This is a genomic window from Ramlibacter tataouinensis, from assembly GCF_001580455.1.
Lineage (GTDB): Bacteria > Pseudomonadota > Gammaproteobacteria > Burkholderiales > Burkholderiaceae_C > Ramlibacter > Ramlibacter tataouinensis_B.
The window spans coordinates 1,281,071-1,295,506 of record NZ_CP010951.1 but is presented as its reverse complement, the minus strand read 5'-3'; the positions used below and the strand labels follow the sequence as shown (position 1 = coordinate 1,295,506).

At 69.8% G+C, this 14,436-nt stretch carries 15 protein-coding genes; 8 read left to right on the top strand and 7 right to left on the bottom strand.

What is annotated here, in order from left to right; all coding sequences use genetic code 11:
- Positions 1-28 precede the first annotated feature (28 nt).
- Genes UC35_RS06335 through UC35_RS06325 form a run of 3 tightly spaced genes read right to left on the bottom strand, consistent with a single transcriptional unit; the run spans position 29 to position 4,108 of the window.
- A complete protein-coding gene (locus UC35_RS06335) occupies positions 29-1,504 on the bottom strand; it encodes an NAD-dependent succinate-semialdehyde dehydrogenase (protein ID WP_061497278.1) in 1,476 nt (491 codons plus the stop codon).
- 31 nt (positions 1,505-1,535) lie between these two features.
- Complete coding sequence (locus UC35_RS06330) at positions 1,536-3,053, bottom strand: UxaA family hydrolase (protein WP_061497276.1); 1,518 nt, start codon at positions 3,051-3,053, stop codon at positions 1,536-1,538.
- Positions 3,054-3,112: 59 nt separating this feature from the next.
- Positions 3,113-4,108, bottom strand: a complete 996-nt coding sequence (locus tag UC35_RS06325) for a tripartite tricarboxylate transporter substrate binding protein (RefSeq protein ID WP_061497275.1) — start codon at positions 4,106-4,108, stop codon at positions 3,113-3,115.
- A gap of 149 nt (positions 4,109-4,257) precedes the next feature.
- Between UC35_RS06325 and UC35_RS06320 the strand changes: the two genes are divergently transcribed.
- Entirely contained in the window at positions 4,258-5,190 is a 933-nt protein-coding gene (locus tag UC35_RS06320) for a LysR substrate-binding domain-containing protein (protein WP_061497273.1), read from the top strand.
- 39 nt (positions 5,191-5,229) lie between these two features.
- On the opposite strand, the gene UC35_RS06315 is transcribed toward UC35_RS06320, so the two are convergent.
- The 3 genes from UC35_RS06315 to UC35_RS06305 all read right to left on the bottom strand — a co-directional run bounded on the left by UC35_RS06315 (position 5,230) and on the right by UC35_RS06305 (position 7,317).
- Entirely contained in the window at positions 5,230-5,595 is a 366-nt protein-coding gene (locus UC35_RS06315) for a TfoX/Sxy family protein (RefSeq protein ID WP_061497271.1), read from the bottom strand.
- 28 nt (positions 5,596-5,623) lie between these two features.
- Positions 5,624-6,529, bottom strand: coding sequence for an alpha/beta fold hydrolase (locus tag UC35_RS06310; RefSeq protein WP_061497269.1), 906 nt, complete (start codon positions 6,527-6,529; stop codon positions 5,624-5,626).
- Between the two features lie 275 nt (positions 6,530-6,804).
- The gene (locus UC35_RS06305) at positions 6,805-7,317 is read right to left on the bottom strand and encodes a YybH family protein (protein WP_227820467.1); all 513 of its coding nucleotides are present in this window, start codon (positions 7,315-7,317) and stop codon (positions 6,805-6,807) included.
- Positions 7,318-7,418: 101 nt separating this feature from the next.
- Between UC35_RS06305 and UC35_RS06300 the strand changes: the two genes are divergently transcribed.
- From UC35_RS06300 to UC35_RS06290, 3 genes are all read left to right on the top strand, one after another.
- On the top strand, positions 7,419-8,396 hold the full coding sequence (locus tag UC35_RS06300; protein WP_227820466.1) for a LysR family transcriptional regulator: 978 nt from the start codon (positions 7,419-7,421) through the stop codon (positions 8,394-8,396).
- A gap of 66 nt (positions 8,397-8,462) precedes the next feature.
- Positions 8,463-8,705, top strand: coding sequence for a glutaredoxin domain-containing protein (locus UC35_RS06295; RefSeq protein WP_061497264.1), 243 nt, complete (start codon positions 8,463-8,465; stop codon positions 8,703-8,705).
- Positions 8,706-8,820: 115 nt separating this feature from the next.
- Positions 8,821-9,390, top strand: coding sequence for a hypothetical protein (locus UC35_RS06290; RefSeq protein ID WP_061497263.1), 570 nt, complete (start codon positions 8,821-8,823; stop codon positions 9,388-9,390).
- A gap of 60 nt (positions 9,391-9,450) precedes the next feature.
- Here the strand turns inward: UC35_RS06290 and UC35_RS06285 are convergent, their stop codons facing one another.
- On the bottom strand, positions 9,451-10,302 hold the full coding sequence (locus UC35_RS06285) for a hypothetical protein (protein WP_061497261.1): 852 nt from the start codon (positions 10,300-10,302) through the stop codon (positions 9,451-9,453).
- A gap of 129 nt (positions 10,303-10,431) precedes the next feature.
- On the opposite strand from UC35_RS06285, the gene gltS reads away from it, so the two are divergent.
- The 4 genes from gltS to UC35_RS06265 all read left to right on the top strand — a co-directional run bounded on the left by gltS (position 10,432) and on the right by UC35_RS06265 (position 14,236).
- Positions 10,432-11,622: a sodium/glutamate symporter gene (gene gltS / locus UC35_RS06280; RefSeq protein ID WP_061497258.1), complete on the top strand. Its 1,191-nt coding sequence runs from the start codon at positions 10,432-10,434 to the stop codon at positions 11,620-11,622.
- Between the two features lies 1 nt (position 11,623).
- A complete protein-coding gene (locus tag UC35_RS06275) occupies positions 11,624-13,129 on the top strand; it encodes a TAXI family TRAP transporter solute-binding subunit (RefSeq protein WP_061497256.1) in 1,506 nt (501 codons plus the stop codon).
- 72 nt (positions 13,130-13,201) lie between these two features.
- Positions 13,202-13,564, top strand: a complete 363-nt coding sequence (locus UC35_RS06270) for a hypothetical protein (protein ID WP_061497254.1) — start codon at positions 13,202-13,204, stop codon at positions 13,562-13,564.
- A gap of 255 nt (positions 13,565-13,819) precedes the next feature.
- Positions 13,820-14,236 (top strand): PAS domain S-box protein, encoded by a 417-nt coding sequence (locus tag UC35_RS06265; protein ID WP_061497249.1) that lies wholly within the window; start codon positions 13,820-13,822, stop codon positions 14,234-14,236.
- Positions 14,237-14,436 lie beyond the last annotated feature (200 nt).

Sequence of the window (14,436 nt, the reverse complement as noted above, 5' to 3'; positions counted from 1 at the left end):
GAGCATCAGTATGCGGCTGAGAGCGTGGTCATCGAAGTCCTCCCTGGCACAGGTATTTCAGGTGCATGTAGTCGTCCAGCCCGTGGCGCGAGCCCTCGCGGCCGTAGCCCGATTCCTTGATGCCGCCGAAGGGCGCCGCCTCGGCCGCCAGCGCGCCCTCGTTGATGCCGACGATGCCGCTCTCCAGCCGTTCGGCCACGCGCCAGATGCGCGCCGCATCGCGCGAGTAGAAATAGGCCGCGAGGCCGAAGGGGGTGTCGTTGGCCAGCCGCACCGCCTCGTCCTCGTCGGCGAAGCGGAACACGGGAACCACCGGGCCGAAGGTCTCTTCCTGCGCCAGTTCCATGCCGGGATCGGCGTCGATCAGCACCGTGGGCGCATAGTAGTGGCCGGCACCGATGTCCGGCAGCGCGCGGCCGCCCACCACCACCCGCGCGCCGCGGGCCTGCGCGTCGCGCACATGGCGCTCGATCTTCTGCACGGCGCGCGCGTTGATCATGGGGCCGATCTGCGAAGCGTCATCTGTGGCCGGTCCCACCGTCAGCGCGCCCACGCGCGCGGCCAGCTTGTCGACGAAGCGCTCGTGCACGCTCTCGTGCACGTAAACCCGGTTGGGGCAGACGCAGGTCTGGCCGCCGTTGCGGAACTTGGCGGCCATCAGGCCAGCGACGGCGGCGTCGAGGTCGGCATCCTCGAACACGATGAAGGGCGCGTTGCCGCCCAGCTCCAGCGAGAGCTTCTTCAGCGTGTCGGCCGATGCGCGCGCCAGCTGCTTGCCCACCGGCGTGGAGCCGGTGAAGGTGATCTTGCGCACCCGCGCATCGCGCAGCCACAGGTCCACCACCTCGGGCGTGCGCTCGCGCGAGGCGGTGACCAGGTTGATCGTCCCGGGGGGCAGGCCGGCTTCCTCGGCCAGCGCCACCAAAGCCAGCGCGGTGAGTGGCGTGTCCTCGGCCGGCTTGGCCACCACGCAGCACCCTGCAGCCAGCGCCGGCGCCAGCTTGCGCGCGATCATGGCCAGCGGGAAGTTCCAGGGCGTGATGGCCGCCACCACGCCCACCGGCTCTTTCACCGCCATCAGCTTCTTGCCGCGCACCGGCTCCGGGATGATGTCGCCGTGGGCGCGGGTGGCTTCTTCGGCGAACCACTCCACGTACGAGGCGCCGTACAGCACCTCGCCCCGCGCTTCGGCCAGCGGCTTGCCCTGTTCGGCCGAGATGATGCGCGCCAGGTCCTCCTGGTGCGCCAGGATCAGCGCGTGCCACTGCTTGAGCAGCTGGGCCCGCTCGCGGCCGGTGCGCTCGCGCCAGGCGGGAAAGGCCGCCTGCGCCGAATCGAGCGCGGCCCGCGCATCGGCGGCGCCGCTGTCGGCCACGCGGGCGATGACCTGCAGCGTGGCCGGGTCCGCCACGTCGAGCGTGGCGCCGCCGGCCGCGCCTTGCCAACGGCCGGCGATGAAGTTGCGATCGCGCAGCAGTTCGCGGCGCGCCAGGGGACCCAGCATGCGGTGCTCCAGAAAAAAAAGGGGGGAAGACTCAGCTCACGATGCCCAGGTGCCAGGGCACGAACTCGTGGTCGCCCAGCCCCAGCGACTCGCTCTTGGTCGGCTCGCCGGAGGCATGGCGCAGGATCGCCTCGAAGATGCGCTGGCCCATCGCCGGCACGTCCAGCTCGCCGTCGAGGATGGCGCCGCAGTTGACGTCCATATCGCCCTTGAGCTTCTCGTACATCGCGCTGTTGGTGGCCAGCTTGATGGTGGGCGCGGGTTTGGAGCCGAACATCGAGCCGCGTCCGGTGGTGAAGCAGATCAGGTTGGCGCCGCTGGCGATCTGGCCGGTCACGGCCACCGGGTCGTAGCCCGGCGAGTCCATGAACACGAAGCCGCTGCGGTCGATGGGCTCTGCGTACTCGTACACGCCCTGCAGCGGCGTGGTGCCGCCTTTCATGGCGGAACCCAGCGACTTCTCGAAGATGTTGGCCAGGCCGCCGGCCTGGTTGCCCGGGCCGACCACGCCGTTGAACTGCCCGTTGTGGCCGCGGGTGTATTCCTTCCACCAGTCCAGCCGCTGCAGCAGCTTGCGGCCGACCTCGGGCGACACGGCGCGGCGCGTGAGCATGTATTCCACGCCGTGGATCTCGGGCGTCTCCGACAGGATGGCGGTGCCGCCATGGCGCACCAGGATGTCCATGGCCGCGCCGAGCGCGGGGTTGGCGGTGATGCCGGAGAAGCCGTCGGAGCCGCCGCACTCCAGGCCCACCTTGATGTGGCTGGCCGGCACCGGCTGGCGCCGGTAGGCATTGGCCAGCGGCAGCATCTCCTCCACCGCGCGGATGCCGGCGGCGATGGTCTCCTGCGTGCCGCCGACCTCCTGCATGACCATGGTGCGCAGCAGGCGGCCGCGTTCCAGGCCTTGCGAGTCCACCAGGTCGGCCACCTGGTTGCGCTCGCAGCCCAGGCCGACGATCAGCACGCCGGCCAGGTTCGGGTGGCGCGCATAGCCGGCCAGCGTGCGACGCAGCAGGTCGAAGTGCGCGCTGGGCGAGGACATGCCGCAGCCGGTGGTCTGCGCGAAGGCCGCCACGCCGTCGACGTTCGGGAAGTCGCGCAGCCGCTCGGGAGTGAAGTGCGCGGCGATGCGGCTGATGACGGTCGCCGAGCAGTTGACCGAACTGAGGATGCCGATGAAATTGCGGGTGCCGACCCGGCCGTCCTCGCGCACATAGCCCTGGAAGCGGGCGCGCTGGTCCTCGGGGACGTAGTCCACCGGCCGCACGTCCAGGCCGAAGCCCGGGTCGCGCTCGAAATCGGCCAGCGCCAGGTTGTGCGAATGGACGTAGTCGCCCGGCTCGATGTCGCGCGCGGCCACGCCGATCACCGCGTTGTACTTGTAGACCGGTTCGCCGCGGGCGATGCGGCGCGCGGCGACCTTGTGGCCGGCCGGCACCTGGGCGCGCAGCTTCACGCCGAAGTCGTCCAGGACCTGGCCCAGCGCCAGCGGCGCGCGGGCGACCAGGACGTTGTCGTCGGGATGCAGGCGGATCAGGGGACTCATGCGATTCGGGCGGTGGGCAGACAGGCAGGCAGGCAGGGCAGGGCGAGGCTAGTAAGCGCTCAACCCTTGGCCAGCAACTCCTTCAGCTTGAGGCGCTCGATCAACTGGGTCTCGTGCTCGTACACCTGCCCCACGTACTTGCGGTAGTCGGGACCGTCCAAATACATCACCGGTGCATCGATGCGGTCGGCCACAGCCTTGAACTCCTCGCTCAGGACAGCGACGCGCAGCGCCTCGCGCAGCTTCTTCTCGACCTCCGGCGGCAGGCCGGCCGGCGCGCCGATGCCGTTGGGCGCATCGACCACCACCTTGAAGCCCAGCTCCTTGAGCGTGGGCGTGTCCTTGAAGCGCGGCGTGCGCTGTTCGCCCCAGGTGGCCAGCAGGCGCAGCTTGCCAGCTTCCACGTGCGGCGCCCAGGAGCTGGAGTCGGCCAGCATGTCGACCTGCCCGCCCAGCGTATCCTGCAGCGCGGCGGCGCCGCCCTTGTACGCAATGGCGTTGAGCTGGATGCCCGCGGCCAGCGCGAACTCTTCCATGCCGACGTGCGTGGCGCCACCGACGCCCGCGTGCGCATAGGTGACCTTGCCGGGGTTGGCCTTGGCGTGGGCCACCATCTCCTGCAGCGTCTTGAAGCGCGAGCCGGGCTGCACGGCGATGCCGAAGGTCTGGCCCGAGGTGCGGGCGAGGTAGGTGAAATCCTTGCGCGGGTCGGCCTGCAGCGTGCCCAGCTGCGAAAAGCGCGTCACCGAAATCGGGATCTGGCCGATGGTGTAGCCGTCCGCCTTGGCCGAGGCGATCGCCTTGGCGCCGATCATGCCGGCGGCGCCGGCGCGATTCTCCACCGCGATCGGCTGCTTGAGCACGCGCGCGGCCGTCTGGCAGATGGCGCGCATCGACGCGTCGGCGGTGCCGCCGGCCGGCCAGGGGCAGATGAAGGTGATCGGCCGCTCGGGGTAGGTGTCGGCCGCCAGCGCCAGCTGCGGCAGGGCCAGGCCGGCCGCGCCGGCGGCGGCGCCCAGCAGCACGCTGCGGCGGCGGATGTTCAGTTCATTCATGCATGTCTCCTCATGAGGTCGGTGGACGAATCGCGTGCGGCCCATTCGGAAAGACGGGCTGGAGCAGCGGATTGTTCCCGGCGGCTTCATAACAGACAAATCGATAATCATCATCGCTTCATGCAGACCACGTTAACTATGATCGCGCCATGAGCCGAATCGACCGCGCCCTGCGTTCCAACCTCAAGCTGCGCCACCTGCAGCTGGTGGTGGCGCTCGACCAGTTCCGCCACCTGGGCCGCACGGCCGAGTTCCTCGCGGTCAGCCAGCCGGCCGTCTCGCGCATGCTGGGCGAGGTGGAAAGCATGCTGGGCCTGAGCCTGTTCCTGCGCTCCACCCGCGGCACCGAGCCGACGCCGGCGGGCGCCTCCATCGTCCGCTTTGCCCGCCAGGTGCTGGCGGAGTACGAGCGCACGCGCGAGGAGATCGCGGCGGAGGAAAGCGGCGCCAGCGGCCGCGTCCGCATCGGCTCCATGGTGGTGGCACTGCCGACCGTGGTCGGGCCGGCGGTGGAACTGCTCAAGCGCCGGGCGGCGCAGGCCACCGTGCTGGTGGAAGAAGGCGACCTCACGCAGCTGCTGCCCAAGCTGCGCATCGGCGAGCTGGACCTGTTCGTCGGGCGGCTGGAGCCCGGCTATGCCTCGCCCGACCTGGTGACGGAGGCGCTGTACAACGAACCCATGCGGGCGGTGGTGCGCCCGCAGCACGCGCTGGCCGGCAAGCGGCGGGTCGCCTGGTCCGACCTCGCATCGCTGCCCTGCGTGCTGCCGCCGCCCTGGGCGTCACTGCGGGTCAAGCTGGAGCAGCAGTTCTTCCGCTATGGGCTGCCCCCGCCGGTCGACCTGGTGGAGAGCGCCTCCTTCCTGGCGCAGCTGGCGTTCATCCACGAACGGGACGCGGTCGCCTTCATGGCGGATTCGGTGGCCCGGCATGGCGAGCAGCTCGGCGTGGTCAAGGCCCTGCGCCTGGATGTGGCGGTGGACCTGCCGCCGGTGGGCATGATCACCCTGCGCGGCCAGCGGCCGACCGCGGCGACCGCGCAGTTCATGGAATGCGTCCGCAAGGTCGCGAAGAAGGACTGAGGAGGACCGAGGCGGACTGAGGCGGACTGACTGCTGGCGTCAGATTTTCAGCGTGCGCTTTCCTCGCCGCACCGGGGCCCGCGCCCGGAGTGCCGCCTCCACGGCGCGCTGGGCCCAGGGTGCCATCAGGGCCGGGGAGTCCATCGCCTCGGCCGGCACCGACCAGTAGTGCAGCCTCATGGTCTTGCCACGCGCCTCGTACTCGAACATGCGGCAGCCGGCCGCCGCGAACGCAGGCTCCGTGGTTGGATCTGCCTTCAGGAAGAGCGCGTCGCCGGTGACGATCGCGATGAAGAGCTCGTCGACGTACAGGCCGTGGCCGCCGAACATGCGCTTGACGCGCGCCGGCCCGACGGCCGAGAGCAGCTCGGCGCAGTAGAGTGCGAACGCATCCTTGGCGGCCATGCGCGAGTGTAGGTCGGGCAGGGGTCTCTCAGGCCGCGCGCACCAGCTGCAGCACCGCTTCCGCGAAAGCCACGGGCGCCTCCTGGGGCAGGTTGTGGCCCACCTTCGGCAGGACGCGGTGCTCGCGGCTGCCGGTGAAGCGACCGGCATGTGCCGATGCGGGCGAGGCCGGCCGCACGCCGTCGTCCGCGCCATCGAAGGTGATCGCGGGCACCGTGATGGGTGGCTGGGCCGCGAGCGCCTGCTCGATCGCGGCATAGGCCGGATCGCCATCGACCAGCCGATAGCGGTGGCGGTACGAGTGGATCACCACGTCGACGAAGTCGGGGTTGTCGAAGGCCGCGGCCGAGCGCTCGAAGGTCGCCTCGTCGAAGTTCCAGCAGGGCGACCAGGTGCGCCAGAGCAGGCGAGCGATGCCGCGCCGGTCGCGGCGCAGGCCCTCGCGTCCGCGTTCCGAATGGAAGTAGTACTGGTACCAGAGCTTGCGCTCGTTCTCCGGCGTGTCCGGCTCCAGCGCGCGTGCGTGATCGAAGATGTTGTAGCTGTTGAGCGAAACCAGGCCGCGGCAGCGCTGCGGCCAGAGCGCGGCGACGACGCAGCAGGCGCGGCCGCCCCAGTCGTAGCCGGCCAGCACGGCGCGCCGAATGGCCAGCGCATCCATCAGCGCCAGCAGGTCCGCGCCGAGTGCCGCCTGCTCGCCCGAGCGCGGGGTGTCCGTGCGCAGGAAGCGCGTGGAACCATAGCCGCGCAGGTAGGGAACGAGCACCCGGCAGCCCGACGCGGCCAGTTGCGGCACGACCTCGGCATAGGCGTGGATGTCGTAGGGGAAGCCGTGCATCAGGAACACGGGTGGCCCGTCCGGCGGCCCGGCTTCGTGAAAGGCGACGGCGAGCACGCCGGCCTCGACGTGCTTGAGCGGATGCAGCGTGTTCATTTCCGCAAGCGTGCCACAGACCCGGGCCGCTCGGGAGCCAGGGGTCTGCTTCCGGCCCGGGCGGTCGCACAATGGGCTTCGGACGCGGCGGCGTGGAAAGCCAGACACGCACCGAAGCCGACGGCGGCGCAAGCCACTCCGAACAAGCGCAGGGCTCAAGGACCTGCGTGCGCACCGCGGATAAGGGCGGCCTAACAACCGTTCGCCGGAGTAGCGCCCGGCCCGCGTCCGTTGGGAGTTGCAAGCAGGCCCCGCACCGCGCCACCGGCTTCTTGTCAGGCGTACTCGCCCCGGGCGATTGCGGCCGCGTGCTCCAGGGTGATGCCGGGCCCGAGCGCGTCGGCGTGGCGGTGCGCCAGCCGCCATGCAAAGTGCTCGCGCCGGTACACCAGCGTGACGCGCAGTTGCCAGTCTTGCGCGGGCAGTCCGCCGACAGCGCAGCGCACCCATTCGATCAGCGCGAGCACCACCAGGTCCTTCGCGCTGTACGCCTGGACCAGCTCCACCGACAGGGTCCCGTCCTTGAAGAACTGCCGCAGCGATTGCCGCGCCTCAGCAACCTGCTTGGCGCGTGATGGCTTGCCGCCGAAAGGCGACATCAGGGTGAAGTCATCCGCCAACGGCGCCAGCGCGAAATAGCGATCGGCATCGCCGCGCAGCAGGGCCGCATTGGACTCCTCGGAAAGCTGCAGCAGCTCGGCGACATCGCCGTTCGCCGGCAAGCCAGCTGTAGCCGCCGCATAGCCAGCGGCAGTGGACGCCATCATGGAAGGTCTAGCAGTTGACATGGTCTCTCCAGTGAATCGGAAGCAAGGGCAAGGGATGCCAAGGCCGGCGAAGGATGGGCGCCGGGACCTACTGAGTCCAGCGATATGATTTCAGGAAGGTGATGAATCCGGTTCATCTCTCGCGCACCGACCTGAACCTGCTCGTGCTGTTCGAGGTCGTGCTGGAGGAGCGTCATGTCGGGCGGGCGGCCCGCCGGATGAACCTGACGCCTTCGGCGGTCAGCCATGGCCTGGGCCGGCTGCGACGGCTGCTGGGCGATCCCTTGTTCCTGAAGACCCCCAAGGGCGTGGTTCCCACTGCGCGCGCCCTGGAGTTGGCCGCGGCGGTCGGGGACGTGCTCGCGCGCGCCAGGAGCCTCATCGCGTCGGCCGAGCCCTTCCAGCCGGGGAGCTCCACGCGCCGCTTCACGATCGGCGCGCCCGATGGCGCCTCGGCCGTTCTCGTGCCGTCCTTGCTGGAGCGCCTGCGCCAGTCAGCGCCGGGCATCGGCATCGGCCTGCGGCAGCTCCTGCCCATGCCCGGGGCATCCGCCGATGCCGCGTGGGGCCTTGCCTTCGCCGAGCTCGAGACCCGGGCGCTGGACGTGGCGATCGTGCCCTCGGACCGCGTGCCGCCCCGATTCCACAAACGGCTCCTGTACCGCGAGGACTTCGTGGTGGCGCTGCGCGCGGGGCACCCGCATGCGCGCAGGTTCACGCTGGACCGCTACTGCGCGATGCAGCACCTGGTCGTTTCCCAGAGTGGCGACCCCCATGGCTTCGTCGACGACGTTCTCGCCAGCCATGGCCGGGCCAGGCGCATCGCGATGACCGTCCCGGACTTCACTTTTGCGCTCATGGCCGTGGCCGACAGCGACCTGGCGTGCGTGGTGCCGAGGCGTTTTGCCGAAGTCCATGCGGCAAGGCTTGGCGTGGTGAGCATCGAGTCGCCCGTGCCGCTGCCGCGATACCGGCTGCATGCGGTCGTGCCGGAACAGGCGATGATGGATTTGGGCGTCGCTTGGCTGCTGGACATCATCGAAGCATCCGTGCCGGCGCGAGCCAAGGCCGGTGGCCGGGCGGCCGCCTCGCGCCGCTAAGCGCGCGCCGCCGAGGACGTCCGCACCGTGCCTCGATTCCCGACATGGCAGAGCTACACTGGCGCCATGCAACTGAAGATCGTCGTCTATTCCAAATCGGCCTGTCCTCAGTGTGACTCGGCCAAGATGATTCTCAAATCCCGCGCCCTGGCGTTCGAGGAAATCAAGATCGACGACGAGGCGGAGCGGCTGGCTTTCTACGCCAAGTGCGGGCCTTCGGTTCGCCAGATGCCCCAGATCTTCATCAATGACCAGCGCGTGGGAGGCCTGGCCGGCCTGCAGGCGGCGCTTTCCCAGCTGGGTGGCTAGCCTGGGAGCCCCGATCGACCGGTTGGCGCGCTGTCGGGGAACGATCGCGCTCATCCCGGTGTTCGGTGGACCGAGGTGGGCCCGCTGCTGGTTGGCTGCGGCCTGGCTTCTGGCCATGCCGTTCGCGGCCAGCGCCCAGGATGCGGTGCGCCAGTTCGCCGCCGAGCTGCAACTGCACGAAAGCCAGCAGGTGCTTCATGCCGACAAGCCGGTCCGCTATGTCGACGGCGAGGCCGGGGCGCGGCTGCAGCGCTTGCTCGATCCGTCGCGCGCGGCGCAGGTGCTGGACGACATGGTGGCCGCCATCCTCCGGGGCGACTCCGTGCCCGACCTGGGCGTGCAGATGAGGCCCATGGCGAGCCGGTACCTGAAAGCCTTCGACCAATGGCCCGTCGAGTACGAGAACGAATACCTGGACGTGCAATTCTGGTCGGTGCAGATCACCAAGCGTGCGCTGGCGAACGTCGCCGTGCAAGGCCCGGGCGCAGACTCGTCCAGCGCACCTGCGTCAAGCCAGTGGCTGGCATCGGGTCGCAGCCTGCTGCTCGGGGTCGCCCGCGTCATGGAACTTGCCATGCGGCAGAAGATTGAATCCGGCGTGCTCAGCCCGGGTGGCAGCGAACGGGCACTGGTGCTGGTCAACGAACTCGCCGGCGCCCGTGGCGAGCCCGCCGGTCCCAGGTAACTCCGTCAGCCAAGGCCATTGGCATCCGATGGACCGGCAGCGTGCTTCAGCGGTACGGCGTCATGCCGGCTCCACCAGGATGCGCATCTGCGCCAGCATCGATTCGCCCGGCGGCAGCACCACCACGCCCAGCTCGCTGGCGGGCAGGCCGGCGGCATGGAGCTGCAAGGCATTGTTGACGTGGGTGACCGGCTCGATGGCGAGGTAGTCGCGCACCGGCGAGCAGAACACCACCGCCCGGGTGAGCTCCGACTGCACGGTCACGCGCATCACCGGATCGGTAAGCTTGGCCTGGCCATCCCAGCCATCGAAGCAGTGGTCCACCGCCAGCGTCTCGCAGGGCTGATCCAGCCCGCCGGCGGGCTCGCGCCGGGTGGGCAACATGTCCGTGCCCATCTCCCAGCGGCCGGTCGCATGGAAGGCGATGCGGGCGCCCGGGCGTTTCACGAAATTGGGATGCCAGCCCAGCCCCATGGGCGCCGGCTGCGCCGACTGGTTGGTCGCCGCCAGCGTCATCTCCAGCCCGGCAGGGGTGAGGCGCAGCATGTGCGAGCAGTCGAAGCCGAAGGGCCAGGTGGGGTCCGGCCGGTGCTCGCAGGCCAGCATGATCGAAGCTTCGTCCTGCTCCAGCACCGACCAGGGACGCTGCCAGCCAATGCCATGGATGGCGTGCGGCTCGGCGCTGTCGTTGCGCACCAGGGGATGCAACGTGCCCTGCCACACCAGCCTGGCATGGCCGATCCGGTTGGAGTAGGGCACCAGCGGATAGCAGCCGGACTGGCGGGCCGAGGACAGCTCAGCCACCGGCATGGAACGCAGCACCGGCTGGTCCTGTAGCCACAAACCGGCGATGCAGCCCCCGAGCTGCGGGAGCAGCTGGCACCTGAGTGCGCCGGCGCGCAGTTCGATCATGTGAACGTCTCCTGCTGGCCACCGATTGTGCATGGCGGCAGGCGCTTATGCGCCCAAAGTCCAAGTTGCCGGGGCGGCGGCTTGCTGTCCAGAATCGAACTCGGCCGCAATGGGCCGGGGGAAAACGCCATGCGACTGGATTCGCTCACATCGCTGCTGGCGGCGCTGGTGGTGCTGCTGGTGGGGACCTTGTTGAACCGGCGCATCGGCCTGCTGGCGCGCTACAACATCCCGGACCCCATCACCGGCGGACTGCTGTTCGCCGCGCTGGCCTCGGGCGTGGCGACGGCGAGCGGCTTCCGGCTGCAGATCGACCAGACCATCAAGCCGGTGCTGCTGCTGCTGTTCTTCGCCGGCGTGGGCATGGGCGCGGACCTGCGGCAGCTCAAGCGCGGCGGCAAGGCGCTCGTGATCTTCCTGATCATCCTGTTTCCCTACATCCTGGTGCAGAACGCGGTGGGCATCGCCGGCTCCTGGGGGCTGGACCTGCACCCGATCTTCGGCCTGGTGTCGGGCTCGATCACCCTGGTGGGCGGCCATGGCACCGGCGCGGCCTATGCCGAGCGCTTCGCCGACGTCAACAACCTGCAATCGGTGATGGACCTCTCGATGACGGTGGCCACCGTGGGCCTGATCCTGGGCGGCATCATCGCCGGTCCGGTGGCGCAGTACCTGATCGCGCACCACCACCTGCGCTCCGAGGCGGCGCAGGAGGCGGTGGCCGAGGGCGACCGCGTCGAGCGCGGCGCGATCACCACCGTGGGGGTCATTGGCGCGCTGGCCGGCATGCTGGCGGCCGTACTCGCCGGCCAATGGCTGGCCGCCAGGTTCTCCGGCGGCTCCATCACCATCCCGGCCTTCCTGTGGTGCATGCTGCTGGGCGTGGCCATCCGCAACCTGGGCCCCTTCCTGCGCCTGCGCTTCGACGACCGGGCGTCGGACCTGACCTCGGGCGTGTGCCTGTCGCTGTTCCTGGTGATGACCATGATGGCGCTGAACCTGGTCGAGGTGGTGCTGGCGGCGGGTCCGCTGCTGCTGATCCTGGCGCTGCAGGTGGTGTTCATCGCGCTGTACGCCGTGTTCGTGTGCTTCCGCTTCATGGGCCGCGACTACGAGGCCGCGGTGACCTGCTCGGCTTTCATCGGCTTCTGCATGGGATCGACCGCCACCGCCATGGCCAACATGCAAGCCATTACCGCGCGCTACGGGCCGGCGCCGCAGAGCTACCTGATCGTCCCGCTGGCGGGAGCGTTCTTCGTCGACCTGATGAACGCCTTCCTGCTCACTTTGATCCTGGCCCTGCCTTTCATGGGAGGCTGAGATGAAGCAGCCTGAGATGCGCCACCTTGGATTCCTGTTGAGCCTGCTCATGCTGCTCGCCGGCTGCAGCGGCGGCCCCGACACGCAAGCCCTGCGGCGCGATGTGGAGGTGCGCGTGGCGCAGGCGCTGCCCGGCGAGGCGCTGGTGCTGCAGGACTTGCAGCGGCGCGGTTCGCAACGCGACCAGAAGGCGCCGGAGGGGGAGAGCCGCCGCATCGTTTACTACGACGCCAGCTTCCGCGTGCAGAAGGACATGGACTTCGGCGCCTGGGACGCCCCCGGCATGGCCGGCCTCGTCTCGGCCTTGGGCGCGGGGCCCAAGGGGGTGGGCGGCGTGCAGTCGGGCGGCAACAAGGCAGGCGACATCGTGCGGGCGCACGGCACGGCGCTGTACAAGCGCGAGGCCGACCATTGGGTGGCGGTGGCCGGCGCCGGCTTCCGGCCCAAGGAGGCGCCGGCCTATGCCACCAACACCGCCACCGGTCCGGCCGCTATTCTGGACGCGATGCGCAAGGTGATCGATTCGGTGTCCAAGGAGACCTCCCCGGCGCAGATGGCCATCATCGAGGAGGAACTGACCGCCGCGCAGGCATCCATCCGGGCGCGGCTGGCCCGCGCCAGCGCGGGCTATGCGATCGCCGCCGGCCCGGAACATGGCCAGTACCTTCGCTTCGCGCGCGCCCTGGACGAGCCCGGCGGACCGCGCACGCTGCCTCTGGTGACCTTCGGTGGCGAGGAGAACCTGGATCTGCTGCGCGAGGGCAAGGTGCAGGTCGCGCTGGCCCAGGCCGACTCGGCGCTGGCCGCCTACGAAGGCACCGGCCCGTTCCAGGCGCGCGGTGCGGCACCGGCGCTGCGCGCCCTCGGCAGCCTGTACCCGGAAGCGGTGCACGTGATCGTGCGCGCCGACAGCGGCTTGGCCGCGGTGGCCAGCCTGCGCGGGCGGGTCGTCGCCATCGGGCAACCCGGCGCCGCCTCGCGCACCACCGTGCTGCGGGTGCTGGAGGCGCATGGGCTGACGCCGCGCGACATCCAGGCGCGCGAGATCGGGCTGGCCGACGCGCTGGTGGCGCTGGGGCGCAAGGAAGTGGATGCGGTGCTGCAGGTGATCGGCATTCCCGCCGACAGCGTGCGCGACGCGCTGACCAACGTGCCGCTCAAGCTGCTGCCGCTGTCGGATAGCGCCATTGCGCAACTGACGGCTGGCCGCACCGGCCTGTTTGCCTACGCCATCCCGGCCGGCAGCTATCCCAGGCAGGGCGCGGGCGTGAACACCGTGGCCACCGCGGCCGTGTTGCTGGTGGGGGCGGACCTGTCCGAAGCCGAGGTGGGCGCGCTCACCAGCTTCGTGTTCCGCAAGGGGCGCGACTTCGCCGCCCGCGGCAGCGCGCAAGGCCTGCAGGTGTCGGCCGCGACGGCGCGCCAGGGCCTCACGGTGCCCTTGCACACGGCGGCCGCGCGGGTGCTGGCGCCGACAGCCCAGCCGGCTGCCAGCGCGCCGCGCTGATATCCGCGTCGACCTGACGGTGGAGTCAGGGGCAGCGCCGAAGGCCTCCGCCGTCGATGTCAGAATGCGGCCATGAGCGGCCAGAACGACCAGAACGCAGTGCAGGAGACTGCCGAATACATCCCTTTCGAAGAATTCCGGAACGGGCTGCCCCACGGGCGCTTTCGCGTCATCGTCAATCCCGCGCTGGCGGCGCCCTTCGTGGCTCACCGCACGCACGCCACGCCCCTGGCGCTCGCCATCATCGGCCCGGGCATTGCCGCGGCCCTGGTCGGCTATCCGTGGATCGGCGCGCTGCTGGTGGCCGCAGGCATCCTGCTGCGCCGCGTCATCAAGACCCAGGCGCCGCGCATCCTGCTGCACCTGGCTTCGCACCAGGCATCGGCCTACGAGCAGGCCACCGAGCACGGCGTGATGGAAGTGCGGCGGGCCTGAGCGCGCGCCTCTGCTGAACTCCGGGCCTCGCGGGATCGCCGGCGCACTAATCATTCGTTCGAGCAAATGGCAGGGAGCCGATTCGCCAGCAATGCCTGATGCACCCCGCGCAGATTGCCCCCGCGCCCGAGCAATGTCTGCCCTGGGTCAAGAGCGGCGTCATGGCAGCTTCGGTAGGATGTGGCGAGCACCCACCGAACGTGTCACGCAAGACCAGACCTTGCGGCCCCTTGGGTGCATCCTGGAGCCCCAACCATGAACGAATCTCCACAGCTGGCGGAATGGATCCTCGAGCAAACAACGGATGCCCTCATCTTTGCTGATCCCGCCGGCAACATCGTCCGCTGGAACGAGGCTGCCGGCAGGCTGTTCGGCTACAGCGCCGCGGAGGCCCTGGGCCAGAACCTCGACCTGATCATTCCGGAACGCTTGCGCGCAGCCCATTGGACCGGCTTCGGCAAAGCGATGACGACCGGCCAGACCCGGCTGGCCGGCCGGCCGTCCTTGACGCGGGCCGAGCGCAAGAACGGGGACAAACTCTACGTCGAGATGACCTTCGCCGTGGTGAAAGACGACGCGGGTGGCGTGGCCGGTTCGGTCGCGATCGCGCGCGACGTGACGGAACGGGTGCAGAAGGAGCGCGCGGCCGCCGCGCCGCCCTCGGCCAGCTGAGCTGCGACTTCGGTCGACACGGCCCTAGCACAGGTCGGGCAGGGTCGATTTCCACAGATCGCGTGGAGAAGGCTGTGGAAAACCGTGGCCCAAGTGCTGAGCCGCCAGTCCTGGCGCGGCGCGCAGCCCGGTGCTGCTTCCGTGAGCAGCGGCAGCCGCCGCTGCCTCTTCAATGCGATCCTGTGGTGCGAGCGACACAC